This window comes from Cytobacillus sp. ABV4_503 (genome assembly GCF_056158445.1).
In genome coordinates, this window is sequence record NZ_JBSWTH010000001.1 from 4,676,129 (window position 1) to 4,700,521 (window position 24,393).

Sequence of the window (24,393 nt, forward strand, 5' to 3'; positions counted from 1 at the left end):
TCGATTCACTCCCTTCAAGAGTTGTTCCACTTATGAAACGGAGTCATATGCATGATTCCGAATTAGTTTTACGGTAAAAAAACATAAAGGAATGGCGAAGGTTCATGGAATGATCTTCGCCATTTAGAACGATTGGTACAGTATTAATTAACCGCCGATAACCATGAACGCGATAACAACGCCGATGATCGGAACAGCCTCTACTAACGCAACCCCGATGAACATTGTAGTTTGAAGCATACCGCGAGCTTCTGGCTGGCGAGCCATACCTTCAACTGTTTTTGATACGATAAGACCGTTACCGATACCGGCACCTAGTGCTGCTAAACCGATTGCAATTGCTGCTGCTAAAAGACCCATTATTGAGTTCCTCCTTAAATTGTATAAAAATTTATTTGTTTAAAATGTTTTGTCCATGAAATGAACAGGTATATATTAATGGTCATGACTCACTTTGTGTGCCATATAAACCATTGTTAACATACAGAAAATGAATGCCTGGATAGATCCGACAAAGATCGAGAATCCTTGCCATACAAGTGTCGGCAGGATTGCTGCAAGCATTCCGCCTACACCGGCGTGAGCCAGTCCTCCGACAAGCAATGTCAGCAGGATTTCACCTGCATAAATATTACCGTATAGACGAAGTCCCAACGTCAGAGTGTTTGCAAACTCTTCAATGATTTTCAATGGGAACAAGAAAGGCATTGGCCTGATAAAATCACGGCCGTATTCTCCTACTCCTTTAAGCTTTACGCCATAGTAATGCGAAAGCCCAACAACCATTGCCGCTAATGTTAATGTGATAACAGGATCGGCTGTTGGCGATTTCCACCATAAAGTGTGATCATAAGTGATTGCGAACGGAAGTCCGAGCATGTTTGAAACAAAGATATACATGATCAGGGTTAATCCAAGGATATGGAATCTTCCGCCTGTCTTCCAGTCCATCGTGCTGTTAATGATATTCTTAACAAAATCCATAATCCATTCGAAGAAATTTTGCATCCCCGTTGGTTTCATGGCCAATCGACGGGTTGAAAGCAAAGCAATAATGAAAACAACAGCACTTGCCACTGTAATCATCAGTACGTTTGATAAGTTAAAATTCAATCCTAAAAAGTCCACTATAGGAGCTTCATGATGCAATAGTGTTCACCTCTCTTCCCGCTATTTACGTAATTGAAAAGATTGAAGAAAATAATCTATCATAATGACAATATAGGATGTCATTAATCCAAATACCACACTGATCAGATGCAGCTTATCAGGATATTCCAAAGCGATCATGACAGCAAAAACTGCTGTAGCCATTCTGGATACCGTTCCAAGTGAACGCACCTTCTCGCCTCTCTCGACTGCCTCTCCAAACTGCAGCGCCTTTCGTGATATCAGCCACAGATTGAACAGACTCAAGCCTGTACCAAAGATCAAGCCCAGAAAAATAGATTGATATGGTGTAAAACCCCAGCCGAGAACGTATACAGACAACAAAAGGAATATGTATTTTCGCTGTCTTTGAAAAGTTACTTTGATTTCCGGCATGATGTTCATTCTCCTGTGAAGAAATGTTGGATTAAGCGAAGCATGGCGTATATCCCGGCGCCCAGTCCAATGAACAAGCCAATTAATAGGAATAACGGCTCTGTTCCTGCCTTGCTGTCAAACCACCTTCCGGCGAAAATGCCAATGAGCGTGGAACCTACTAACTGAGAAAGAATGGCGGACATTAAGGCCATCGCCTTAAATGGGTTGCGGTCATTTTGACGCATAAAAACGCATCCTCCCTTAAGAGAATGGTAAGTGGGTTTTGAGGCCATAATTAATCACATTAACATCATGCAGAAGTGGGAAATATGTCTGCAAAAATATTTTGAAAACCCTATCATCTTTTACCCTTTGTAAGCATACAATAGGGCTTTGTCAATGTCAATGCGTTTGGAGTGAAAAAGTTCACAAACAAAAAGGTAAAAATATGGTATGTTCACATATTTATCACATTTAAATTTCGGATTTCTATTGAAAAAGGAGCGAGTTTCTGCATCGCTCCTGAAAGCGCTTTATTCTTAGGTCTCACCTGCTTAGCCAGCTCTTGTTATTAGCCAATGGTTCCGGGTCCCCAAGCTGCCCATCCGGTCTCACAAAGAGATAAGTTTCAATCCAATCTTCCTTTCCGGCTTTTTTGGCAAATACCTTTGCAAGGTACAGCCCTGGCCCCGGAAGCTTATTTGCAGGAATTTCCTGCAGCAGCTGTCCTTTGCCAGCATTTCTTTTCCAGTCCAAAAATCCCATGAACCGGAGGCTTTCCGAATCAAACAAGGCAATTCCGAACTCTTCTGCTCCGCCAGGAAGATACACTTCATAGCGATACGTGCCCGGCTTATCTCCTTTGCCCAGCCCGAATCCCATAACCCTTGGATAATCCGGCTCCTCAAGCACATACAGATATGGAATCCTGATGGTTTCGGCACCTGCCTTCATCAGCAAGTACCCATCATGGATTTTTTTCTTTAAAAGAGTAGGATCTGCAGACATTTTGATTTCCGCCTTTTTCTTTTCACCCGGGTTAAGTTGAAACGCTATGGGCATTTCCCAATTGATGCCTTGGTCTTTATAGGGTACGGAAAAGGAATAGGTCTGTGTTTTTTCACTTATATTTTCAACCGTTATAAAACTGCTGTGTTCATGCAGCCTGTCCGCGATCTGAAATTTCCCAAATTGCAGTGAAGCCGGGAGGACAAGCGTTTCTGCTTTCAGCGCTTGATCAAGCTGGATTCTGCCTGCTCCCTGCTCATAAGTTCTATATGTTTGTCCTTCTGTATTCTTAAGAAGCATAGCGGTGTTCATAAGTGCTGCCTTAATCTGTTCCGGCCCCCATTCAGGATGAGCCTGTTTCAGGATGGCACACGCTCCTGCAACATGCGGAGCGGCCATGCTCGTCCCCTGCAGCGGCAGGTATCCGCCAGGAATGGTGCTATTAATGGCGACTCCAGGAGCCACAACATCCGGTTTGATTTCCCATGTGGATGTTACGGGTCCCCGTGAGCTAAAGTCAGCCAGTATATCTCTTTCTTCTATTATATTTGTCCGGGCAAGGAGTCTTCCTTCATTAATAAGCTTCTTAAGGCCCTCTCCTTCTTCCTTTGATACCGCCGCAACCGGAATTGGAACTCCACTGTCCAGATTGCCAAAGAACCTGCCTTTTGTATTATTAAAAATAATAATCCCTTCTGCTCCTGCTTCCATAGCATGGACGGCTTTATCTGTAAAGGTTAGTTCCCCTCTTTCCACTAATACAATTTTCCCCTGGGCATTTTTCAATTCATCCTCCTGCCCCAGTCCGCCATAGGTGATTTCATAGGAACGGTCAAATTCCCAATCCTTTGAGCCCTGCAGTAAATCAAGACGAATTTCCCGCCCGCCTAAGCTTAAAAATGGCACCTTTATTGTTGGTGTAGAGGCTCCTACAGAAATGGCCTTCGACGCAGTGCCCGGTGAACCGACCGTCCAAATATTTGGGCCCGAATTGCCCGATGAAGTGACAGCCGTTATCCCTTTTTCAACTGCTTTATTCAGGGCCATGCTTATTGGAAGGTCAGGTCCGTTTACGTTATTTCCCAAGGAAAGGTTTAACACATCAACTTTATCCTTTATTGCCTGTTCGATGGCAGCTATCACCTGTTCTGTTGTTCCGCTGCCGCCTGGTCCGAGAGCCCTGTAGGCGATAATGGTTGCTTCTGGTGCGACCCCCTGAATTCTGCCATTTGCAGCAATGATTCCCGCGACGTGAGTGCCGTGCAGTGTGCCTTGTCCCCCGGCAGCCTTTGTTTCCATCGGATCCTTATCATTATCCACCAGATCACGTCCGCCGCCATAGCTCCTTCGTAAATCGGGATGATTATAATCGATGCCGGTATCGATTACGCCTACTTTCACACCTTTGCCTGTGAGGCGCTGATTATTTCTATCATAAAAGCCTCTGGCATTAATGCCGCCAATCAGCTTGATATTATCATCTGAATGAACATGATAGGTATTAACCGGTGAAACAGAAGATACTGACTCTATCTTTTGCAGTCTTTGCAATGCAGATTGCTTTCCTTTAACTGAAAAGCCGTTTAATGCCTGATTGAATGTATGCCTAATTTCCAGATCAGGATTGTGGTCTATCATTTTTTTCATTTCCTGTTCATTCTTCGCATCCTTTAGTACTACAATAGCCACTTTTTCTATATCAGTTGACTCTTTCGGAATAGGAGGGTGTGAAAGTGTCCGGGCAGAAACAGGAGTTTGGCTCAAATACAAGGATATTACTGTAATGATCAGTAAGAATTTTTTCATTAGAAAACCCACCCTCTTTTTGTTTTAGGGTGGGCTGATTAGGTACCTTGTATGCGTAAATCGATATAAAATAAACGGCTAGTTCAAGGATTCATAAACAATATTAGCTACTTCCTTAGAAAGAGCGCCAGTGCTGCGGTATGATCCGCTTGGTAAAGGGCCATTGTTTTGTTTGTTTGTCAGCAGGATAATCTGCAGGTTTTCCTCTGGATCTATAATAACCTGGGTTCCAGTAAAACCAGTATGGCCAAAGGCTATGTCAGAATAATGATCTCCCATATACCAGCTTTTATCCAGCTCCCAGCCATATCCCTGGCCAAAGCGCTGAGGTGAGGTAAAGATATCAATCACTTCTTTATCATACATTATGGTTTTTCCATAAGTTCCGCCATTTAACATGGTCTGGCCCAATACGGCAAGGTCCCTTGCTGTTGAAAATAAACCGGCATGGCCTGCTATTCCTTTATTGCCATAGAAGCTATTCCCATCATTAACTTCTCCTACCAAGGTGTAATTTCTCCAGTATTTAAACATATCCGGGCTTTCTTCAACATAGTACCCGAAATTAGGGTCATCAATCATTTTATATTCATATGGATTCCCCCAGGAAGTAGCTGCAATTTTTTGCTTTAAATGGTCAGGTGGAGCAAACATCGTATCTTGCATTTTTAACGGTTTATAAATATTTTCTTCTAAGAACTTATCCAGTTTTAATCCACTTATCTCTTCAATTAAAAAACCCAGAATCATAAAGCTAAAATCGCTATATCTTCTATCCGTGCCAGTCGGGTATTCGAGGGGCAGCTGGTTTATATAATTCAGTACCTCTTCCGAATTATCAGCATATAGGTATGTCGGCTTCCAGGGAGTCAATCCTGAGGTGTGTGTCAGCAAATCAGCTACTGTAATATTTTCTTTTCCATGCTGGGCAAACTCAGGTATATATTTAGATACCTTGTCATTGACTGATAGTTCTCCATCACTAACAAGCTTCATAATACCCTGAGTTGTTCCCATCACCTTCGTAACTGAAGCCAGATCGAAGATTGTTTTCTTTTTCATTTTCCGGGGATTACTGAGTAATTCCCCCATATCGTATTTTTGTGCATATCCATACGCTTCTTCTTTAACAATCTTTCCATCCTTGGCCACGAGAACCACTGCACCGGGTGTAACACCATCCTCAATAGCATCTGTAATGGCTTTATCAATGCCCTTCAATTTTTCAGGATCAAAGCCCGCTGTTTTCGGATGGGCATGACTTAATTTCTGGCCGGACTTCTCTTTGGCATTCACCATATTTCCAGAAAACACTGCAGAACTTAAGACTAATGCCAGTACTATTAACAATAACTTTAACCTTTTCAAATTTTCATCTCCTTTGCAGATTAACCAATATACAATATTCTGTATAATTAATTTTATCTATCTTTTTATTGATTATCAATATAATTTTTAGTATTTTCAGAAAATAGTCCTTTTAGATTATAATATAGAATAAAAGCCATCAAATTAATGATGGCTTACTCCCTTTATGTATTAAAACAGCTGATTCGGTTCAAGTTTTCCTTTTTGAATTAAACGGTCCCGTTTCTTATCTCTCCACATATCCGTAATGGTCGCGGCTATTAATAATACTGTAAGCAGGATCCCTTTTCCTTCTGCCAGTTTAAATACCAGGGCGATTACACCTTCAGACATGAAGGTACCAATTAATGAACCCAGCAGCATGATGATCCAGACAATTAATGCTCCTTCTAATACGGCTAATGCTCTCATTTATTCGACCTCCAGGTATTTAAAATCATTATGCCAATACCCTGAAGACAGCAGTCTAAACGTAAATCTTGCAATTCGGGCATACTTTTACTTTCCAAATATCTTCTGCCAGATGCTTTTGCTTTTTTCAGCCTCTAATGCACCGGCTACTTCTTCTACAGACTTTTGTGTCGCCATCAGTTTTTCATAGAGGGAAGTGACTTTTTCGCTCTCTTTTTCATAGCCTTGTGCATGGGCATTTCTTAAATCTTCAATTGTGAGTTTGAGCTCATGCACCTCATGTATCAGCTGCTTGTTTTGCTCTCTGATTTTATTCTGGGTTAGACGGGACTGTTCATTTTGCTGAACGAGAAAGCTGACCAGCTTTTTCATATCTGTCAGCTCTGAATTCACATTCACCAGTGAAGTGGTGCTGCTTTCTTCGTCATCCTCCACGGTAATGATGACTGGGATACCTGCATCCTCTAGCTTTGCGGCGACTTCCTCTTTTTTTAACCCATCTGAATATAATTTCCTGATGAATTTAAGCTTTTCAATTTCAGAAGCCTGGATTTTATAGCGATTATGTTCTTTCCGATAATTTATGTATTCTGCATGCTCCTGCAAATAACGCTTTAGGCTATTCTCAGGTATGTCCGGAAGCGCCTCTTTAAGCTCCTTCATTGTCAAATACTGATTTGCCAACGTCCTCAGCACCTTTCTTGGTATCTTTGCCGATCACCCAGCCGTTGCTGGGCATTACCCATGTCCAACCACCTAACCGCCAACAAAACCACCATCAACATTTTTGCGGTGAATAGTCCATCAATGAAGTCATTTCTGCTTCATTTCTTCAACCATGACCAAACCAATTTAACACACTAAAAAACCGATATATCAACATTTTATAAATAGCTATACAACCATCAGCACGTTAACCGCTTATATACTGCGGGAATTTCACTTCCATTTCTTCTATACTCTATCATAACTTTTCCAGCATTGAGGCGAAAGAGACTTTTAACATAAATATTGATTAATACTATAAAAATTCCTCTGCTCATTATCAACCACCCAACCACCAACATATCAACCACGTTATTTTCTAGTATTCTGACACTCTTCTCCCCTCCCCTTTTTAGAAAGGAACAGAAAAATGCACCTCTAATTATAAGAGGTGCATTTTCAACAAATTTAATTGCAGAACTGTTAAAATCTCTTTTGAAAAAATATGATAGTAAAAATTTTTTACTTCGTTCCAAATAAACGGTCACCTGCATCACCAAGACCAGGAACAATATAGCCTTTTTCGTTCAATTTTTCGTCTAAAGCTGCGATATAGATGTCAACGTCAGGATGAGCCTCTTTTACAGCCTCTACACCTTCCGGAGCGGCAATGAGACACATGAATTTAATGTTTTTTCCTCCGCGTTTTTTAAGGGAGTGAATGGCTTCAACCGCTGAACCGCCAGTTGCAAGCATTGGGTCAACCACGATGAAATCTCTTTCTTCCACATCACTAGGAAGCTTTACATAGTATTCAACCGGCTGAAGTGTTTCCGGGTCGCGATATAAACCGATATGACCTACTTTTGCAGCCGGGATCAGCTTCAGGATACCGTCAACCATTCCAATTCCCGCACGCAGAATAGGGATAATTCCTATCTTCTTACCTGCCAGTACGCTAGACTTCATCGTGCTGACCGGTGTTTCAATTGTAATTTCTTCTAAAGGCATATCACGGGTGATTTCGAATGCCATAAGTGTTGCCACTTCATCGACAAGCTCACGGAATTCCTTTGTTCCCGTACTTTTTTCACGAATGTATGTAAGCTTATGCTGAATTAATGGATGGTCAAAAACGTAAACCTTTGCCATGAGTATCTCTCCTTTTCAATATGCAGATTAGTCGAACCACACTTCGTCTAATTTTACAGAAAAACAGTTCCATCGGCAACTATGATTCGTTTTTGTAAAAGAAAAGTCATTTATATAAGAAAAGCGGAAGCGCCTCGTTCACCCCCGACAAGCACATGGCGAGCCTCACGGTAAGGCGTTCTTTGCCTTTTTGAGAGGATTGGCTTGTGACCTCGAGGGGGTAGGCGCTCCTCCTAAAAGCTAACGCTTTTAGTCCTGCGATGATGATGCTGTCGGAGTGTTCCTTGTGGAGCTAGACAGATCTCGAAGTTCAAAATTTTCTTATATAAGCATGGAAAAACCGGCCCCATGCTGAGACCGGCTGATTAATTAATATTCTGGATATAGAGTGAAGCTGCCTGTTAAGGCTTCGACGCGCTGAGCCGCTTCTTGAAGCTTCCCTTCATCTTCATGATTTTTAAGTGTGAAGGCAATGATGGATGCAATTTCCTGCATTTCTTTTTCGCCAAATCCGCGGGACGTAACGGCCGCTGTACCGATGCGGATGCCGCTTGTCACGAATGGGCTTTCCGGATCGAAAGGAATTGTGTTTTTGTTGACTGTAATGCCGACCTCATCAAGCACTTTCTCAGCTACCTTCCCCGTTAAGCCCAGAGAACGAAGGTCAACTAAAAGCAAGTGGTTGTCTGTGCCTGCAGATACAAGATCAATTCCTTCAGCCTGCAATGCTTCAGCCAGCTTTTTGGCATTAGAAATAATATTGCCTGCATATGTTTTGAATTCTTCCTGAAGCGCTTCGCCGAAGGCAACCGCTTTTGCCGCAATAACGTGCATTAAAGGACCGCCCTGGATTCCAGGGAAAATGGATTTATCAATTTTCTTTGCATATTCTTCTTTGCAGAGAATCATGCCGCCGCGCGGTCCGCGCAATGTCTTGTGCGTAGTAGTTGTAACAAAGTCCGCGAACGGAACCGGATTCTGATGAAGCCCAGCAGCTACAAGGCCTGCAATATGAGCCATATCAACCATCAGCATGGCACCGACTTCATCGGCAATTTCCCGGAAACGCTTGAAGTCAATTTCACGCGGATAAGCACTTGCACCCGCTACAATTAGTTTCGGTTTATGCTGACGGGCCTTTTCAAGCACATCATCATAATTGATGCGATGTGTTTCTTTATCCACTCCATATTCGACGAAATTGTACTGCACGCCGCTGAAGTTTACAGGGCTGCCGTGAGTTAAATGTCCGCCATGGGATAAATTCATGCCAAGAACAGTGTCTCCCTGCTCCAGGACAGTGAAGTATACAGCCATATTTGCCTGTGCTCCTGAATGCGGCTGCACGTTCACATGCTCCGCGCCGAAAATTTCTTTCGCACGGTCACGGGCTAAATCTTCGACTACATCCACATGTTCACATCCGCCATAATAGCGTCTGCCTGGATAGCCTTCAGCATACTTGTTTGTTAAAACACTACCCTGTGCTTCCATTACCGCTTCACTGACAAAGTTTTCAGAAGCGATTAATTCAATCTTTGATCTCTGGCGTCCTAATTCTTCCTGAATCGACTTGAAAACCTGCTCATCCTGCTGTGCTAAATGCTTCATAAGAATCCTCCCTTTTCTCCAACACACTTTTAATAAAGGAAAGCTATTTAAAGGCTCTCCATTTTTATGTATCGATCTTTTTGTGAAAATTCTTTTTCATTTTAGCATGTTTTCCGAAAAAGTGACAGGCACCTATACCAGTTTGATGAAGTGGTATAGGTGCCTGTCACCATCCTTTTATTCCCAGTTCCAATAATCCACTTCGCCAAGGTATGGAGCACGGATTTGCTTTTCTTCTTTTAGCTTTAATAGTTCTTTTACCGGGCCGGTAACGACTGCCCCATAGACAGTGAAGCCATTTTTTTGAAGATATTTATGACGGTCTTTCAGATGATCCAGTCCTAAAAAGTTTTCATAATAGCTTTGAGATTCATTTTTTAACAGGGTTTCCATCTGTTTCAGCATCAACTTTTTATTTTCTTCCATAAATTCATCATTAAGGGCCAATTTCGACTCTGACATATAATCTTCTCCTGCTTCCCTTCCCCCAGTCAGACCATAAATGGATGTTAATTCGATTGAGTTGCCACCACTGCCATACCCCGTCTGAAATTCCTTCAGTTCCCCTGTATAGAGCGGCATCCAAAGGACTTCCAGGTCATAGGGCTTTAACAGGTTCAGAAGCTCCTCCGGCTTCATAAATGACTGTGTGGAAAATGCCATTTCCGCCACAGTCCCCTCGTGTATTTTTTCTAGTGAAGCCCAGACACCTGGTTTCCCTTCAGCTGATAGCTTTTTTCCGCTATTCGGATTTTCAGGCAGGGAGAAACGGTAAATGTTTTCGTTTTGCGGCTCATATTTCTGGATTTTTAAGGTTGAATACGAATTTAGCAGCCTTTTCTCAATGTGAACCTCCCCGATTGTTTGAGATTCGCGGCCAATCTGGCGGGAAATCGGGTAGGATATTTTCTGTGTCAGAAAGGGTGTTAGTTCTTTATTAACAAAGCCGCCAAAATCCTCATATAGATTTGGATACTTCCAATCAAGAGCTACCTTGCTGTAAAAAACATGCTTCTTTTCACTATTGGCGGCATCGGATATTATATTCACGGCCATCATATATACCCAGAACAACAGCAAACAGGCAGCAATGACCCTTATTACTCTGAAAGTTAAGGTGAAACGGTATCTAGCCATGATTTTCTTTTCGCGGTCTTTGTTCCAGTCAGTCATGTTTTTCCCTCCATTGTTCATCGGCGAGCTGTGTCAGCTTTTTCCGGGCCCGATGCAGTGTCACCTTTACTTGATTTTCCGATAGATCCAGCGCCTCCTGGATTTCACTATAGCTAAAAGACTCAAATTCTCTTAAATATAAAATGGACCGGTACTGTTCCGGCAGGCAGCTCATAAGATCTTCCACTTTTTCCTTCGACTCTTTATTTAATGCTTCATCCTCCGGCAGCCCATATGGACTTATCATTTCATCTCTGGAAAATAAATAGCCGGCAAAAGGAATCTTATTTCTCCTCTGCCGTTTCCTCCATTCATCCAAATAGGCGTTCCTTGCTACTTTGAATAGCCATGCCCTTACATCTTCCTGCTTATAGAAAGAGAGAGAAACCGTTGCCTTAATGAATGTTTCCTGAGTTAAATCCTCCGCTGTTTCTTTGGAGCCTGACATCTTATATAAAAAGTAATAAAGCGGTCTGGCATAATGCCGATATAAATCATCCAGCCTATCCCGCCTGTTTTCTTTCAACGGTTTCTCCCCCCTTTCTCAATAAATGCTGCACTTTATACACGTTCTTCCTTCCTGAATGTTACACGTTCCATAAAAAAAGTGACAGGCACCTATACCATTTTTAGTTAAAATGGGGCAGGCGCCTGTCAATATACTCGTTCCCTCTGATTTCCGCTTTTCCTGTCCGAATGTGCTTCAACTTCGGACTCGTTCCTTCGGATTTCTGCTTATCCTGTCCGAATCAGCTTCAACTTCGGACTCGTTCCCTTGGTTTTCCGCTTATCCTGTCCGAATCAGCTTCAACTTCGGACTCGTTCCCTTAGATTTCCGCTTACCCTGTCCGAATCAGCTTCAACTTCGGACTCGTCCCCTAGGATTTTTGCTTATCCTGTCCGAATCAGCTTCAACTTCGGACTTATCCCCTAGGATTTCCGCTTATCCTGTCCGAATCAGCTTCGGGTTCGGACTCGTGGTACAGGAAATCACCTTTTGCTCTCCGAATAGGTGGCTGGTGTGGCGAAACTGAACAAGAAATTGAGTATTTAATAGGAATGAATAAAGCCCCAATTGCTAGGCAATTGGGACAGCTAATGGACAAATTATTATCAAAGTTTTTCTGCAAAACTGATTCGCTATACTTGACCTATCATTACCTGCATGATGTATTATCAGAGTTTCGTTCATAGATCGCCCGTGCTCCTCCGATCAGTTTCGGCCTGGTTTTGGCCATGGTGACGTGGGCCTCGCCGACTGATTTTTGTGAGGTCCTGATCGGAACGGCTACATGCTTCAGATGCATGCCAATCAGTGTGTCGCCGATATCGATGCCGGCATCTGCCTTGATAAACTCCACCATGACGGGATCTTTGAAGTGTTCATAGGCATATGCTGCCATCGCGCCGCCGGCCGTGCGGTGAGGGATGACGGTCACTTCATCCAGGTTTTTTACCTCGGCAACGGAACGCTCTACTACGAGTGCCCTGTTCAAATGTTCGCAGCATTGAAAGGCCAGTGCAGCCCCGGTATTCTGGCGAAGCTTGTCCAGACGCTCAAAAATCATTTCAGCCACTTGTTCCGTTCCGGCTGTGCCGATTCTTTTCCCGGCTACTTCACTTGTGCTGCAGCCCACTACAAGAATATGCTTTTCACTTAAAGGAACTTGTTCACTAAATTCACGAATGATTGTATCCAGCTCTTTTTTCCATTGTTCAATCAAAATGCTCACCCTTTCGGAAGATTCACCGCAGTCTAACGGGCAGTAAGACTCCCCCTTTATAGCTCAAAAAAGTCGAAGGAGGATAAGCGGGATTCAAACTGCCCGTAAAGGCCCGATTGGTTCAACTAACAATCAGCGTGGGAATACCCCCACGCTGATTGAAGTTTCACTTTACTTCGTTTCGTAAGCAGTAATCTTTCCTACACGGTTTTCATGCCGGCCGCCTTCAAAATCTGTTGAAAGCCATACTTTTGCAATTTCACGAGCGAGGCCAGGGCCAATCACTCGTTCACCCATAGCAAGGATGTTGCTGTCATTATGTTCACGGGTTGCTTTGGCACTGAATACATCATGCACAAGCGCACAGCGGATTCCCTTCACTTTGTTGGCAGAGATGCTCATGCCAATCCCAGTCCCGCAGATCAGAATGCCTTTGTCGAATTCGCCATTCGCTACCTTTTCAGCAACAGGCAATGCATAATCCGGATAATCTACTGAAGTTTCGCATTCACAGCCGAAATCCTCATACTCAATGTTCATTTCATCCATTAGGATTTTGATTTCTTCGCGGAGATTAAGTCCGCCATGGTCTGATGCAATTGCAATTTTCATTATGAAACCCTCCTGTTTGAAGCCCGCTTATTTTTGATATTATGCTTTTATTTTGACACAAAACCTTGAAAATATAAAGAAAGGGAGCTGCATTTTGGGCTCCCTCAACAATCGTTTATAGTTTAAATTTAGTAATTGTGCTTTTTAATTTTTCTGCCTGTTCTTTAAGATCGATGGCCAGTTTTTCCACATTGCCAATCACAGCGGTCTGGTGCTGGGTGGCTGCTGAAACCTCCTGTGCGCCTGCTGATGTTTCTTCAGCAATTGCAGCAACCTCCTGGGATTGTGTGGATGTTAGCTGTATTCCCTCCATTTGGTTATCAACCAGGCCTGATATGGCAGAAACGGATGCAGCCATTTCATTGACCACTTTCGCCATTTCCTCAATCACTTCATTTGTTTTCGTCCCTTTTTTCACTTCATTATTAGCAGTCTCCACTTGATATGAGATTTGCGTGACAACATTGCGGACCTCTTCCTGAATGTTTTTTATCAGTTCTGAGATGCCCTGGACTGCCTGTGCACTTTCATCTGCAAGTTTACGGACTTCCTCAGCGACTACCGCAAATCCTTTGCCATGGTCCCCGGCACGCGCTGCTTCAATGGAAGCATTTAAAGCAAGGAGGTTGGTCTGTGCTGCAATGTCACCGACAAGCTGAATAATCTGCTCCACTTTCACAGCATTTTGCTCTAGGCGCTTCACTGTCTGCAGTGATTCCTCATTATCGTGGGCCAGTTTGTCTATACCTGAAATAAGTGAATGGATCACTTTCTTTGATTCCATCAGGTCCTTAACCATTTCGCCGGAAACATTTTGTGATGCTTTTGCTGTATCCTGAACCTCCTGAGCAATTCGCAGGACATCTTCCATGGATTCAGCTGTTGATTGAATGGAAACCGCAGAACTATCTGCTCCCTGGGAAATCTCGCTGATGGTTCTGGCAATCGCATCTGCCTGCTCTGCAGCTGCCGAAGATTCGGAAGACATCGCAATGACTTTTTCATTCGTTTCTCTAAAGTTCTCGTCAATTTTATGAACCATATCCCTTAAATTGAAAAGCATATGGTTGAATGCAATACCCAATGAACGGATTTCATCATCCGACCTGGAAAGTTCTGCGTCCTGGCCGATATCGCCATTGGCAGCCATGAGTGCCGTTTTTTCAAGTTTCTGTAAAGGTTTGATAATGAAACCTGCAGCAAAAAAGGCAAGAACACCTGACCAAAAAATACCCATTCCTAAGGTTAAAATAGTAAAAACACCCTCTCCAAATGGAAGCATCTCTTCTATGCCAGGAAATATAAAGTAAAGAAATACAGCACTTGTTGTGTATGTAATGATAGCCAGCGATGTGATAAATAATACGAGCTTTTTCCTAAGGCCAAACTTATAGCCCTTTTTCTCCCCCATCATGTTGCCCCCCTGATTAATCTGGTCTCTGTATGCGATCCAAAATTTGTTCAATCGCTTCTGTCAGATCTTTAAATGTATTTCTATATATCTCAACCGGCCCCCCATATGGATCGATAATATCTCCAGGCGCTCCGGCAAACTCTTTTAGTGTGAAGGTTTTACCCACTGCGTCAGGAAACATGGACAGAACGGTATTTTTGTGGCCGGCTGTCATTGTTAAAATATAGGTCGCCCAGTCAATTAAACCTTCATTCATGCTGGAAGACTGATGCTGAAGCGGAATCCCATGCTCCTCCAGCACACTTTTTGTATTCGGGGACGCCCCGCTGCCTTCTGCCGCAAATACTCCAGCCGATTTCACTTCTACACCCGGGAGCGATTTGCTTTTTAAAATGGCTTCTGCCATAGGGCTTCTGCAAGTATTTCCTGTACATACAAACAATACTTTTGTCACAGAGAAACTCCCTCCTTATATATCGGTCTATAACCATAAAACTTTATTCAAAATGACAGTTTGCACTTTTCTTACATTATAAGTCAAATTTCCCATAACACCTATAGCTCCTGTGCAAAAAAAAGAAAAAGGGCGACCCGCACCCTTTCCATTTTTCACAAAATATTAACATTTAAACACACGCTAACCTCTATAAAAATAACAGTTTTACCCCAAAAGCAAGGAGGATGGCACCGCCGAGAGCCTCGCTGTAGGAGCCGATCCAGCTTTGGACTTTTCTGCCTGTGAGGAGGCCGGCCCATGTGAGGATGGCCGCCCCTGCTCCGAAGAACACGAGCACAAGCAATGTTTTGGCTCCGTAGATTCCCAGGCTGAGGCCTACTGAAAAACTATCAAGGCTGACGCTCAAGGCAAAGATCAGCAGCCCTAAGCCCACTGGCGTGATTAAGCTGTCTTCATCCTCCCTGAAGCTTGACCAAATCATCTGCACACCTAATAAAAGGAGCAGTCCCCCGCCTGCATAACCGGCTATGGCTCCGAATGTTTTTGAAAGAAATCTGCCTGCTATCATTCCCAATAATGGCATCCATACATGGAAAAGGCCAATGGTGATGCCGATTTTAGCTATTTGTCTGAGGCGGAGTTTGTACATCCCCATACCAAGACCCACCGAAAAGGCATCCATCCCTAATGCAAATGCCATTAGGGCCAGTGTTAATATTTCCCCGATCATTGCAGACATTTTTCCGCCTCCTTGGACTTGCTAATTCAGCATATGCACGTCCGTGAGGTTTTAGAATGCCATTGCCTTTTCCCAAAACAAAAAACCGCCTCATGACGAAACGGTTTCTTTATCTATCTGCTAATAACCCTGTGCCCTGCTGCTTTCATCAGGCGGTTCATGATTGCATGCCCGACGCCTTCACCCGGGAACATCTCACAGAAAATAATATCAGCATCTGTTGTGTTGAAGTATCTTAATGCTTCATAGAGAGAGCTGGCCACTGTCTCAAGCTTTTCCCGCTGCCCGCAGGCATAGATAAAATCAGCATGATAAAATTCCAGGTTTTCTGATGTCGTCAGGACTCCCACCGAAAGGCCTTCCTGCTTTTTATCCTCAACAAAATGCTGGATGTCTTCTCTTGTTCCTTCTACTAAATAAAGAGGTGCATCCGGTGCATAGTGCCGGTATTTCATGCCGGGAGATTTCGGCGCCTGGCTTTCATCCGCTAATGCAGGATCCACGCTTACCTTGCCTACAACCTCTTCCAGCTGTTCTCTGGTAATGCCGCCTGGCCTTAAGATGACCGGCACTTCACCCGTACAATCCAATACAGTGGATTCCACACCAACACCTGTCGGACCCCCGTCCACTAAACCTGCAATTCTACCATTGAGGTCTTCCCAAACATGGTCAGCCGTTGTCGGACTGGGCCTTCCCGATCGGTTGGCACTAGGAGCGGCAATTGGCAATCCTGCTTTCTCCAGCAGCTCCAGGGCTACTGGATGATCAGGCATCCGCACAGCAACAGTGGATAAGTCTGCCGTTGCATAATGGGAAAGAACACCTTCCTTATGATTAAAAATGAGCGTAAGCGGTCCCGGCCAAAATTGATCCATGAGCGCCTGCGCATTTTGCGGAATTTCGGTTACAAACGCGTCCAGCTGTGCTTTATCAGCAATGTGAATAATCAGGGGATTATCACTCGGACGTCCTTTTGCCTCAAATATTTTTCTGACCGCTTCATCATTTTCCGCATTCCCGCCTAATCCATATACGGTTTCTGTTGGAAAAGCGACCACTTCATTTTTTTTTAACAGATCGGCAGCCTGTGAAAACTGTGAATAACTATCTTCTTTATCCACACTGTTATCCACCGACCATCTTTTTGTAATCATTGTTATCCACCTTCACAAAAAATGTTTTTTTGCTGTCAAAATTCCTTTGTTTTCGACATTTTTTTGAACATTCCTTTGGAAAGTATAGTAGAAGAAGCTGGATAACTCAAGTCTTATCCACAAATTGTGTATAAATAAGAGCGATTTGTGCATAACTTTGGCAAGATACCCACAATTCACATGGATAATTTCAAAAAGAAAGAGTTATCCACAGTCAGGATATGTTTAACATGCTCCGACTCGAATAAGACTTCCGGCAATCGCGCTGTTTCTTCCTGTTTAAAGCCAAGCAGGCTGAAAAATGCCAGCGAGTTTCTTTTATTCGATGCTAGATACAAGGACTCCATGCCCCGATCTCTTGCCAGCATTAATATTTGCTCAAACAAAATAAATAGATCTTTTTCAGATGCTGAGGATGTTATTACAAGGGACCTTAAAAGTCCATTCTTCCCATGGGGTTCAATTCCCAGGGTAGCTTTAATATCCCCAGAATCATTCTCCATAATTAAAAAATATTCGATTGCTTCCCTTATCCCATCCGTACTTAAGTTTGCCGATTCCAGAAAAGATGCCAGATTCTCCACATCTGAAGCATCAGCACATCTCACTACACCTGTTTCCATTTCTTCACCCCATTTTCTTATTGTCACTCTATGAATATGAAAAAATAGAAAAAGTAGAACTAGATTTGAAAAATATTTCAGGATGTGAGAGAACGAATGACTACTGTAAAATAAAACACGGCAGCTGTCTGAATTCCGCTGCCGTGTTTATATTACTATCATATACAATTTTTCTGCGGCAGGTTTAGTCGTTCGAGTTGCCGCCTTTTCGGCCGATTTCTTCGTAGAAATCGCGGTCATGGTTTTCACTAGTTGCTTCTCCGCCTTTGCGTCCAATTTCCTGATAGAATTCCTTGTCATGATTTTCAGCAGTTGCTTCTCCGCCTTTTTGGCCTATTTCCTGATAGAATTCACTATCATGATTTTCCGCTGTCGCTTCTCCGCCTTTTTGGCCTATTTCCTGATAGAATTCCTTGTCATGGTTTTGGCTGGTAGCTTCTCCGCCCTTTTGTCCAATTTCCTGATAGAAGTCCTTATCATGATTGCGGCTTGTTGCTTCTCCGCCCATGCGCCCTCTTTCCTCACGAGACATTTTATCGTTGTTATTATTGTTGTTTTTAGCCATTATCTTTCATCTCCTTTTTGTTTATGTTTTGTTGTTACACTACTTTAAATATCCGTTTTTAGTAGAATCAAACGCATGAAAAGAAGATGTTATATGCTTGTCTTAAATGTAATTTGATTTCCAGTTTTTAAAGTGATTCTAAAAAAGAGAGACCTTGCTCTGCAGCAAGGCCTAACCGAAGATTTTCTCCCATATTTCAGCTAAAAAGAATTTTACTTCTACAGGTTCTTCATCTTCCTCTGTATAAACGGGAGGGGTTTCTTTTTCGGAATCAGTGTCAGCAGCAATTTCTTCTGCCTTTACTTCCCCTTTCTTTTCTTCTTCTTCAAAGCCTTCGCTTACAGCCACACCGTTTGAGAAATCAAGGAAGCAAAGAGGAGGGAAAAGCACACACCACCAGTTTGCCCCTTTTCCTTCGCCAAGAGTGATCAAGATCGCTTCGTATTCGCCTGCCGGGTATAATAACTGTCCATATAACTTCGTCGGGAAGCTGACTTTTCCAAAGTCGGCATTTACTTTCTGATCAGACCCTTCATCAGCTACTACTTCTTCGGCAATCTTTTGGATCTCAGGCAATCTGGACTGGATCAGTTCACGGGCATCTTCGATTGAAGTTAACTCTGCCACCCACTCAGTGATTTCTGCATTTACTGCATCCCTAACTTTCCTTTTAATCGCCTGGTCTTCTTCATTATCGCTGTTGGCCAGAATGCGCAGCCTTATTGCCTCGCTTGGTATTACCATTGGCTCATCAGCTGTGACTTCTGTTTGCGGTATATATAAACTTAAAATGGTTCCTAAGGATAAAATCAGTACATATAATTTCACTATCGTTTTTGTATTCATCATTTCCGGCACCATCCCTTCACTATCCACAGTGTGGACAGGATGCCAGAATCTTAAACTATTAAAATTAAATTTTTTTATAGGATTCTGATGCAGTCCCTCTCACCTAAAAAAACCGCCATTCCGGCGGCTGTGTTACTCTATTTTTGCAAAAACCATCCGGTCTTTGCCGTTAATGTCATAGACTGTTTCAATATTTGCCTGAGGGAAAACCTGCTTCAGAAGTGCAGATACTGCTTCACTTTGGCCGGCACCTACCTCGAAGCCGATGAGGGCACGGTCTTTGATGACAGCTGGCAGTTCCTCCATAAAGCGCTTGTACAGATCCAGTCCATCTTCCCCTGCAAAGAGGGCACGGTGCGGTTCGTGTTCTGTGACTATATCCGACATCCACTCGATATCCCTTTCCGGTATATATGGAGGATTGGATAGTATGATATCAAATTTCTTCCCTTTCGAAATAAGGGGCTGTAGAAGGTCCCCCTGAAAAAAATCGATTACCGCGCCATTCTGTTCTGCATTTTTCTCAGCCAGCTCAAGGGTCGGCCTGTAGATATCTGTGGCCGTGACATTTAATTCCGGCTTCTCGAGCTTCATCGTAACGGCAATCGCTCCGCTGCCGGTACCGATGTCTGCCATTTCAAGCCCGTTCACAGAGCCGAACAGCTTGTTTATCTTCTTAAGAGCATTATAAACGAGTTCTTCCGTTTCTGGCCTTGGAATAAGGACATCTTCATTCACATGGAAGGTGCGCCCGTAGAATTCTTCAGTGCCGATTATATACTGAACAGGCTGGCCCGCTGCGTGTGCGTGCACTGCCTTCTGGAATTCATCCAGGACCTCCGGATGCAAATCTTCGCGTAAATTAGACAAAAAGCCTGCCCTGCTCATCTTCATAAAATGCTGCAATAACAGCTCACCGGCATTCTCATCACGGTTTGACTTCTTTAAAAAAGAAGAAGCCCAGTTGAGGGCTTCATATACTTTCATAGTTGGATTACTCATTGGATGCACTGTCCAGCTTCGCAGATTGCTCTTCAACGATCAGAGCGTCAATAACTTCATCGAGCTTTCCTTGAAGGATCTGATCAAGCTTTTGGATTGTCAGGCCGATACGGTGATCGGTGACACGGTTTTGCGGGAAGTTGTACGTACGGATGCGCTCAGAGCGGTCTCCGGTACCAACTGCTGATTTACGCTGCTGGTCATATTCCGCCTGTGCTTCCTGCTGGAACTTATCATAAACACGGGCACGAAGAACCTTCATCGCTTTTTCCTTATTTTTGATTTGTGACTTTTCATCCTGGCAGGAAACAACCGTACCTGTCGGCAAGTGAGTCAAACGAACAGCTGACATCGTCGTGTTAACACTCTGTCCGCCCGGTCCGCTTGAAGCAAATGTATCCACACGGATATCTTTTTCATGAATGTCGATTTCCACTTCTTCTGCTTCAGGAAGAACCGCAACTGTTGCAGTTGAAGTGTGGATGCGCCCGCCGGATTCAGTTTCCGGTACACGCTGAACACGGTGTGCGCCATTTTCAAACTTAAGCTTGGAATAAGCGCCATTTCCGTTAATCATAAAGATGATTTCCTTATAGCCGCCAACGCCCGTAGAGCTTGCCTCAATGACATCGATCTTCCAGCCCTGCGTCTCGGCATAGCGGCTGTACATACGGTATAAGTCACCTGCAAATAAGGCAGCTTCATCACCGCCGGCTGCACCTCGGATTTCCATAATAACGTTTTTATCATCATTAGGATCTTTAGGAATGAGGAGGATTTTCAGACGTGCTTCCAGATCCTCTTTTCTTTCCTCAAGCTCGGCCAATTCTTCTTTTACCATTTCGCGCATTTCGGCATCAAGCTTCTCTTCAAGCATGGCACGCGCATCCTGATACTGCTCTTTCACTTCTTTATATTCGCGGTATGTGTCAACAGTTTCCTGAATACCAGACTGTTCTTTTGAATATTCGCGAAGCTTTTTCGGATCATTGACAATTTCCGGATCGCTCAAAAGCTCATTTAATCTTTCATAACGGTCCTCGACAGATTGAAGACGATCAAACACAGCCATTCACCTCAATTTTTTATCCAATAACCGCCGGATATTGTCACAGCGGGGTATAGTTTTATTTTATTAAAAAAGCCGCAACTCCATAACATTCTAATTATAGTATAGGTGGTAGTTGCAGTCAAAACCATTCGGGAATAAGGATGACTTCTTCCCTGTTAATAAATTTTCTGAAAAATCATTGCGGGTTACTATGATATCCGATATATTGGTTTTATGAAGAATAAAAATATCACTCCAATTAAACGTTTGTCCCTTAGAGATGAAGTATACGAAACACTTAAGAAAAATATTATTCAGCTTGATTTTGAACCGGGTTCGCGCCTTCATGATAAGGAACTGGCAGAAGACTTTGGGATCAGCCGCACGCCTGTCCGGGAAGCCTTAAAGAGGCTGGAGGATGAAGGGCTCGTTGTATCAACGCCCGGCTCCTCTACTCGTGTCACTCCTCTAAATGAAGATGGTGCCAGCCACGCCTTTCCTGTGGCAGCTTCCCTGCATGCTTTAGGTGCCAGGCTTGGCGTTCCCCGCTTAGTGCCGAGTGATTTTGCAAGGCTTGAGGCAGCCAATAATAATCTGGAGGCCGCCATGAAAAAACAGGATATTCTTAGTGCAGTAAAAGCAGATGAGGCCTTCCACGAGGTTTATCTTTCTGCAGCAGATAATCCCGAAATTATCTCAGCATTAAAGAGAATTATGCCCAAAATTCAGCGTCTGGAAATTGCTCAATTCGGATCTTTGAATGGGCTGAAATCTGTAGAGCAGCACAAAAAAATTATGGAAGCGAGCAGGCATGGCCAGGAGCAGCTGGCATCCAGCCTGGTGGAGGAAAACTGGCTGAGCCTTGGCGGGCTTTTAACAGGGAAATGAGGTGAACTGGCATGAAAGCTATTCTAATAGGCGTTTGTTCCGCCTTCTTTTTTGCTTTCACATTTGTATTAAACCGCGCAATGGAAATGGATGGAGGAAGCTGGCTATGGAGCGCATCGCTCCGCTATTTTTTCATGATTCCTCTTTTGGGTGCCATTGTAGCATTCAGAGGGAATTTGCGGCCATTATTTACTGAGATGAAAAAAGCTCCCGGGCAATGGCTGTTATGGAGCTTTGTTGGCTTCGGTTTATTTTATGCCCCGTTATGTTTTGCAGCAGCCTATGGTCCCGGCTGGCTGATTGCCGGAACCTGGCAGATTACGATTATCTCCGGCTCCCTGCTTGCACCGCTTTTTTTTGTTGCATATCAAACTGGAAATGGAACTGTTAAGGTTAGAGGAAAAGTGCCATTTCGCGGTCTCATGATGAGCCTGATCATTCTTCTTGGAGTTGCTGTGATGCAAGTCGAGCATGCCTCCTCCATTTCATTTCGTGATACGATGCTTGTGATCATTCCTTTAGTTATCGCATCTTTTGCCTATCCATTAGGCAACCGCAAAATGATGGATGTGTGTGAAAATCGGCTGGATGCCTACCAGCGCGTGCTCGGAATGACGATTGCCAGTCTTCCTTTCTGGGTCGTTCTTTCTGCAGCCGCCCTGGCAACAAGCGGAGTACCCAGTTTTGGCCAGGTCACTCAGTCCGGTTTAGTCGCCCTATTTTCCGGCGTCTTTGCCACGGTACTGTTTTTTGCAGCCACTGACCTCGTCCGCGGCAATATGCAAAAGCTGGGGGCAGTGGAAGCAACACAATCTCTCGAGGTCCTTTTTGCTGTTCTTGGTGAAGTGCTGCTGCTGTCAAGCCCCTTGCCGTCTGGAATTTCTTTTACAGGTATGGCACTTGTGATCGTAGGCATGGTGCTTCACAGTTATGTAACCTCGAACAAAGTCATATTAAAAAGAAAGGCTGCGTAAAAAAATGCCCTGGGTAAGCAGGGCATTTTTTACGTGCGGTCTTCCTGAACCTTTACTTCAATGTGATAAGTCGGAAGAGCTTTAATGAGATCTTTATGCAATTGTGCCTGTGAATCAATCTTTTCCTGATGAGTCATATTGCCTTTTCGGTATGCAGTCACCCACATATCCTCTCCATTTACCCAAACTGCTCCCGGGCGATACCCATTGTGAGCAGCAATCACCCTGCGGGCCTGGTTGATATCATCCTGATTATCCAGGCGTTTGCCGTCAAAATTGATAAAGTTCGGGTTCTGCTCACCGCTCATCGTCCGGTCCAATGTGTCATTGTCCTCGGTGCGGTCCAGATCATTATTTATAAATGAAACTCCATCCTGGGTCTCATGGTCATACTCACTCTCGGTTGCCTGATTGTTGGCACAGCCAGCCAGAAATGCGAGCATCAAAATGAAAACACTAAATTTTTTCATTACTGCACCTCCTTTTTATAGCATGTCCGCTATAAGGAGGAATGTGCAGTCCAATATTAGGCAGAGCTGGAGCGAGCATTTTATGGCGACCTTCTCACTGCTTTGCTTCTTTTTTTCGGCTTCCTGAGCCGCTCATGACGACCTTTTTTCTGCTCTCCTCCCACTTTCGGCTACATGAGGCATTCATGCTGAAATTTTTAATTTCGCCTTCATTTTTCCGTTTTCTGGGCCATAAAAAAACTGCCCGGAACACGCCAGGGCAGAGAGATCGCTTCGTATAAAATTATGATAAAAACTCAGTTGTTTTTTGTTTATCCAGAACATTTGGCGATTTGGGAACTTCATGGTGATGGCGGCAGCGCGGTTCATATGCTTCAGATGCGCCGACTAAAATAACCGGGTCATCATACGAAGCTGGCTTCCCATTGATCAGGCGCTGTGTACGGCTTGCAGGTGAACCGCAAACGGCACAGACAGCTTGAAGCTTTGTAACCATTTCTGCTATCGACATGATGGCAGGCATTTGGCCAAACGGCTCTCCGCGGAAGTCCTGGTCAAGTCCGGCAGCGATGACACGATGTCCGCTGTCAGCCAGGTGCTGAATGACTTTTACAATTTCATCATCAAAAAATTGCACTTCATCAATGGCAATCAAATCAATATCAGCTGTAATGTATTTAAAAATTTCGGTAGACTGGGAAATGGGTCTAGCTATGACCGAAGTTCCATTATGTGAAACGACAGCTTCATCACTGTATCGGTTATCGATCTGCGGCTTAAATACAGCAATTTGCTGTTTGGCAAACTGAGCTCTGCGCACACGGCGAATCAGTTCTTCTGATTTGCCGGAGAACATGCTGCCGCAAATGACTTCCACCCATCCGTGATGATTCACAACGTACATGAACGGCCTCTCCTTCCTCGTTCTAACTAATAGAATGGCTTGTTATCATTATTTTATGAAGAAAGGGTCGAGCTGTTAATCTTAATTATACTCGCGCTTTTTTCAAAGCAAAAAGGTCCACTCAAAACAGTTCTTCATATCCAATAAGGGTTATTTCGCAATAAAAAACAGGCAAGATAGTTAACTTGCCTGTTTTTGTTGTT

General features: G+C 43.7%; 27 protein-coding genes. 2 read left to right on the top strand and 25 right to left on the bottom strand.

The genetic code is table 11. The features are described from left to right. Positions 1-147 precede the first annotated feature (147 nt). From atpE to prfA, 23 genes are all read right to left on the bottom strand, one after another. Positions 148-360, bottom strand: a complete 213-nt coding sequence (gene atpE / locus ACXAD1_RS23300) for a F0F1 ATP synthase subunit C (protein ID WP_009332220.1) — start codon at positions 358-360, stop codon at positions 148-150. Between the two features lie 75 nt (positions 361-435). Further along, complete coding sequence (gene atpB, locus ACXAD1_RS23305) at positions 436-1,149, bottom strand: F0F1 ATP synthase subunit A (RefSeq protein WP_113882338.1); 714 nt, start codon at positions 1,147-1,149, stop codon at positions 436-438. A gap of 21 nt (positions 1,150-1,170) precedes the next feature. After that, positions 1,171-1,545 (bottom strand): ATP synthase subunit I, encoded by a 375-nt coding sequence (locus tag ACXAD1_RS23310; protein WP_206840717.1) that lies wholly within the window; start codon positions 1,543-1,545, stop codon positions 1,171-1,173. 5 nt (positions 1,546-1,550) lie between these two features. Next, complete coding sequence (locus ACXAD1_RS23315; protein WP_206840719.1) at positions 1,551-1,772, bottom strand: AtpZ/AtpI family protein; 222 nt, start codon at positions 1,770-1,772, stop codon at positions 1,551-1,553. Positions 1,773-2,073: 301 nt separating this feature from the next. Then, entirely contained in the window at positions 2,074-4,341 is a 2,268-nt protein-coding gene (locus tag ACXAD1_RS23320; protein WP_206840721.1) for a S8 family serine peptidase, read from the bottom strand. 78 nt (positions 4,342-4,419) lie between these two features. Further along, positions 4,420-5,709, bottom strand: coding sequence for a serine hydrolase (locus ACXAD1_RS23325; RefSeq protein ID WP_474911171.1), 1,290 nt, complete (start codon positions 5,707-5,709; stop codon positions 4,420-4,422). A gap of 171 nt (positions 5,710-5,880) precedes the next feature. Continuing rightward, the gene (locus ACXAD1_RS23330; protein WP_206840723.1) at positions 5,881-6,120 is read right to left on the bottom strand and encodes a hypothetical protein; all 240 of its coding nucleotides are present in this window, start codon (positions 6,118-6,120) and stop codon (positions 5,881-5,883) included. A gap of 87 nt (positions 6,121-6,207) precedes the next feature. Further along, positions 6,208-6,804 (bottom strand): hypothetical protein, encoded by a 597-nt coding sequence (locus ACXAD1_RS23335; RefSeq protein ID WP_206840725.1) that lies wholly within the window; start codon positions 6,802-6,804, stop codon positions 6,208-6,210. Positions 6,805-7,347: 543 nt separating this feature from the next. After that, on the bottom strand, positions 7,348-7,977 hold the full coding sequence (upp, locus tag ACXAD1_RS23340) for a uracil phosphoribosyltransferase (RefSeq protein ID WP_206840728.1): 630 nt from the start codon (positions 7,975-7,977) through the stop codon (positions 7,348-7,350). A gap of 369 nt (positions 7,978-8,346) precedes the next feature. Next, positions 8,347-9,588, bottom strand: coding sequence for a serine hydroxymethyltransferase (locus ACXAD1_RS23345; protein ID WP_071159499.1), 1,242 nt, complete (start codon positions 9,586-9,588; stop codon positions 8,347-8,349). Between the two features lie 177 nt (positions 9,589-9,765). Next, positions 9,766-10,761, bottom strand: a complete 996-nt coding sequence (locus ACXAD1_RS23350) for an anti-sigma factor (protein ID WP_474911172.1) — start codon at positions 10,759-10,761, stop codon at positions 9,766-9,768. Next, on the bottom strand, positions 10,754-11,287 hold the full coding sequence (locus ACXAD1_RS23355; RefSeq protein ID WP_474911173.1) for a sigma-70 family RNA polymerase sigma factor: 534 nt from the start codon (positions 11,285-11,287) through the stop codon (positions 10,754-10,756). The genes ACXAD1_RS23350 and ACXAD1_RS23355 overlap by 8 nt, the downstream gene beginning before the upstream one ends. 631 nt (positions 11,288-11,918) lie before the next feature. Continuing rightward, positions 11,919-12,485: a TIGR01440 family protein gene (locus ACXAD1_RS23360; RefSeq protein ID WP_474911174.1), complete on the bottom strand. Its 567-nt coding sequence runs from the start codon at positions 12,483-12,485 to the stop codon at positions 11,919-11,921. 171 nt (positions 12,486-12,656) lie between these two features. Beyond that, positions 12,657-13,097: a ribose 5-phosphate isomerase B gene (rpiB, locus tag ACXAD1_RS23365; protein WP_474911175.1), complete on the bottom strand. Its 441-nt coding sequence runs from the start codon at positions 13,095-13,097 to the stop codon at positions 12,657-12,659. Between the two features lie 115 nt (positions 13,098-13,212). Next, a complete protein-coding gene (locus tag ACXAD1_RS23370) occupies positions 13,213-14,508 on the bottom strand; it encodes a methyl-accepting chemotaxis protein (RefSeq protein WP_474911350.1) in 1,296 nt (431 codons plus the stop codon). Between the two features lie 16 nt (positions 14,509-14,524). Continuing rightward, positions 14,525-14,965, bottom strand: coding sequence for a low molecular weight protein arginine phosphatase (locus ACXAD1_RS23375; protein WP_206840737.1), 441 nt, complete (start codon positions 14,963-14,965; stop codon positions 14,525-14,527). 190 nt (positions 14,966-15,155) lie between these two features. After that, on the bottom strand, positions 15,156-15,707 hold the full coding sequence (locus tag ACXAD1_RS23380) for a manganese efflux pump MntP (RefSeq protein ID WP_474911176.1): 552 nt from the start codon (positions 15,705-15,707) through the stop codon (positions 15,156-15,158). A 113-nt stretch (positions 15,708-15,820) separates the two neighbouring features. Then, positions 15,821-16,864 (bottom strand): L-threonylcarbamoyladenylate synthase, encoded by a 1,044-nt coding sequence (locus ACXAD1_RS23385; protein WP_474911177.1) that lies wholly within the window; start codon positions 16,862-16,864, stop codon positions 15,821-15,823. A 176-nt stretch (positions 16,865-17,040) separates the two neighbouring features. Beyond that, positions 17,041-17,487, bottom strand: coding sequence for a GNAT family N-acetyltransferase (locus ACXAD1_RS23390; RefSeq protein ID WP_206840743.1), 447 nt, complete (start codon positions 17,485-17,487; stop codon positions 17,041-17,043). A gap of 184 nt (positions 17,488-17,671) precedes the next feature. Continuing rightward, on the bottom strand, positions 17,672-18,052 hold the full coding sequence (gene gsiB / locus ACXAD1_RS23395) for a KGG domain-containing protein (protein ID WP_206840745.1): 381 nt from the start codon (positions 18,050-18,052) through the stop codon (positions 17,672-17,674). Positions 18,053-18,223: 171 nt separating this feature from the next. Then, positions 18,224-18,898, bottom strand: a complete 675-nt coding sequence (gene spoIIR, locus ACXAD1_RS23400) for a stage II sporulation protein R (protein WP_474911351.1) — start codon at positions 18,896-18,898, stop codon at positions 18,224-18,226. Between the two features lie 135 nt (positions 18,899-19,033). Further along, a complete protein-coding gene (prmC, locus tag ACXAD1_RS23405) occupies positions 19,034-19,888 on the bottom strand; it encodes a peptide chain release factor N(5)-glutamine methyltransferase (protein WP_370223535.1) in 855 nt (284 codons plus the stop codon). A gap of 7 nt (positions 19,889-19,895) precedes the next feature. Continuing rightward, positions 19,896-20,969 carry a peptide chain release factor 1 gene (prfA, locus tag ACXAD1_RS23410; protein ID WP_009332270.1) on the bottom strand — a complete coding sequence of 358 codons (1,074 nt, stop codon included), beginning with the start codon at positions 20,967-20,969 and terminating at the stop codon, positions 19,896-19,898. A gap of 219 nt (positions 20,970-21,188) precedes the next feature. Here prfA and ACXAD1_RS23415 point away from each other — a divergent pair, with 219 nt between their 5' ends. Together ACXAD1_RS23415 and ACXAD1_RS23420 are read left to right on the top strand one after the other, a co-directional pair. Continuing rightward, positions 21,189-21,842, top strand: a complete 654-nt coding sequence (locus ACXAD1_RS23415; RefSeq protein WP_370223537.1) for a GntR family transcriptional regulator — start codon at positions 21,189-21,191, stop codon at positions 21,840-21,842. An 11-nt stretch (positions 21,843-21,853) separates the two neighbouring features. Then, the gene (locus tag ACXAD1_RS23420; RefSeq protein ID WP_474911178.1) at positions 21,854-22,816 is read left to right on the top strand and encodes a DMT family transporter; all 963 of its coding nucleotides are present in this window, start codon (positions 21,854-21,856) and stop codon (positions 22,814-22,816) included. 29 nt (positions 22,817-22,845) lie between these two features. On the opposite strand, the gene ACXAD1_RS23425 is transcribed toward ACXAD1_RS23420, so the two are convergent. Next, positions 22,846-23,286, bottom strand: coding sequence for a hypothetical protein (locus tag ACXAD1_RS23425; protein ID WP_206840755.1), 441 nt, complete (start codon positions 23,284-23,286; stop codon positions 22,846-22,848). A gap of 283 nt (positions 23,287-23,569) precedes the next feature. After that, on the bottom strand, positions 23,570-24,190 hold the full coding sequence (locus ACXAD1_RS23430; RefSeq protein ID WP_474911179.1) for a thymidine kinase: 621 nt from the start codon (positions 24,188-24,190) through the stop codon (positions 23,570-23,572). Between the last annotated feature and the right edge of the window lie 203 nt (positions 24,191-24,393).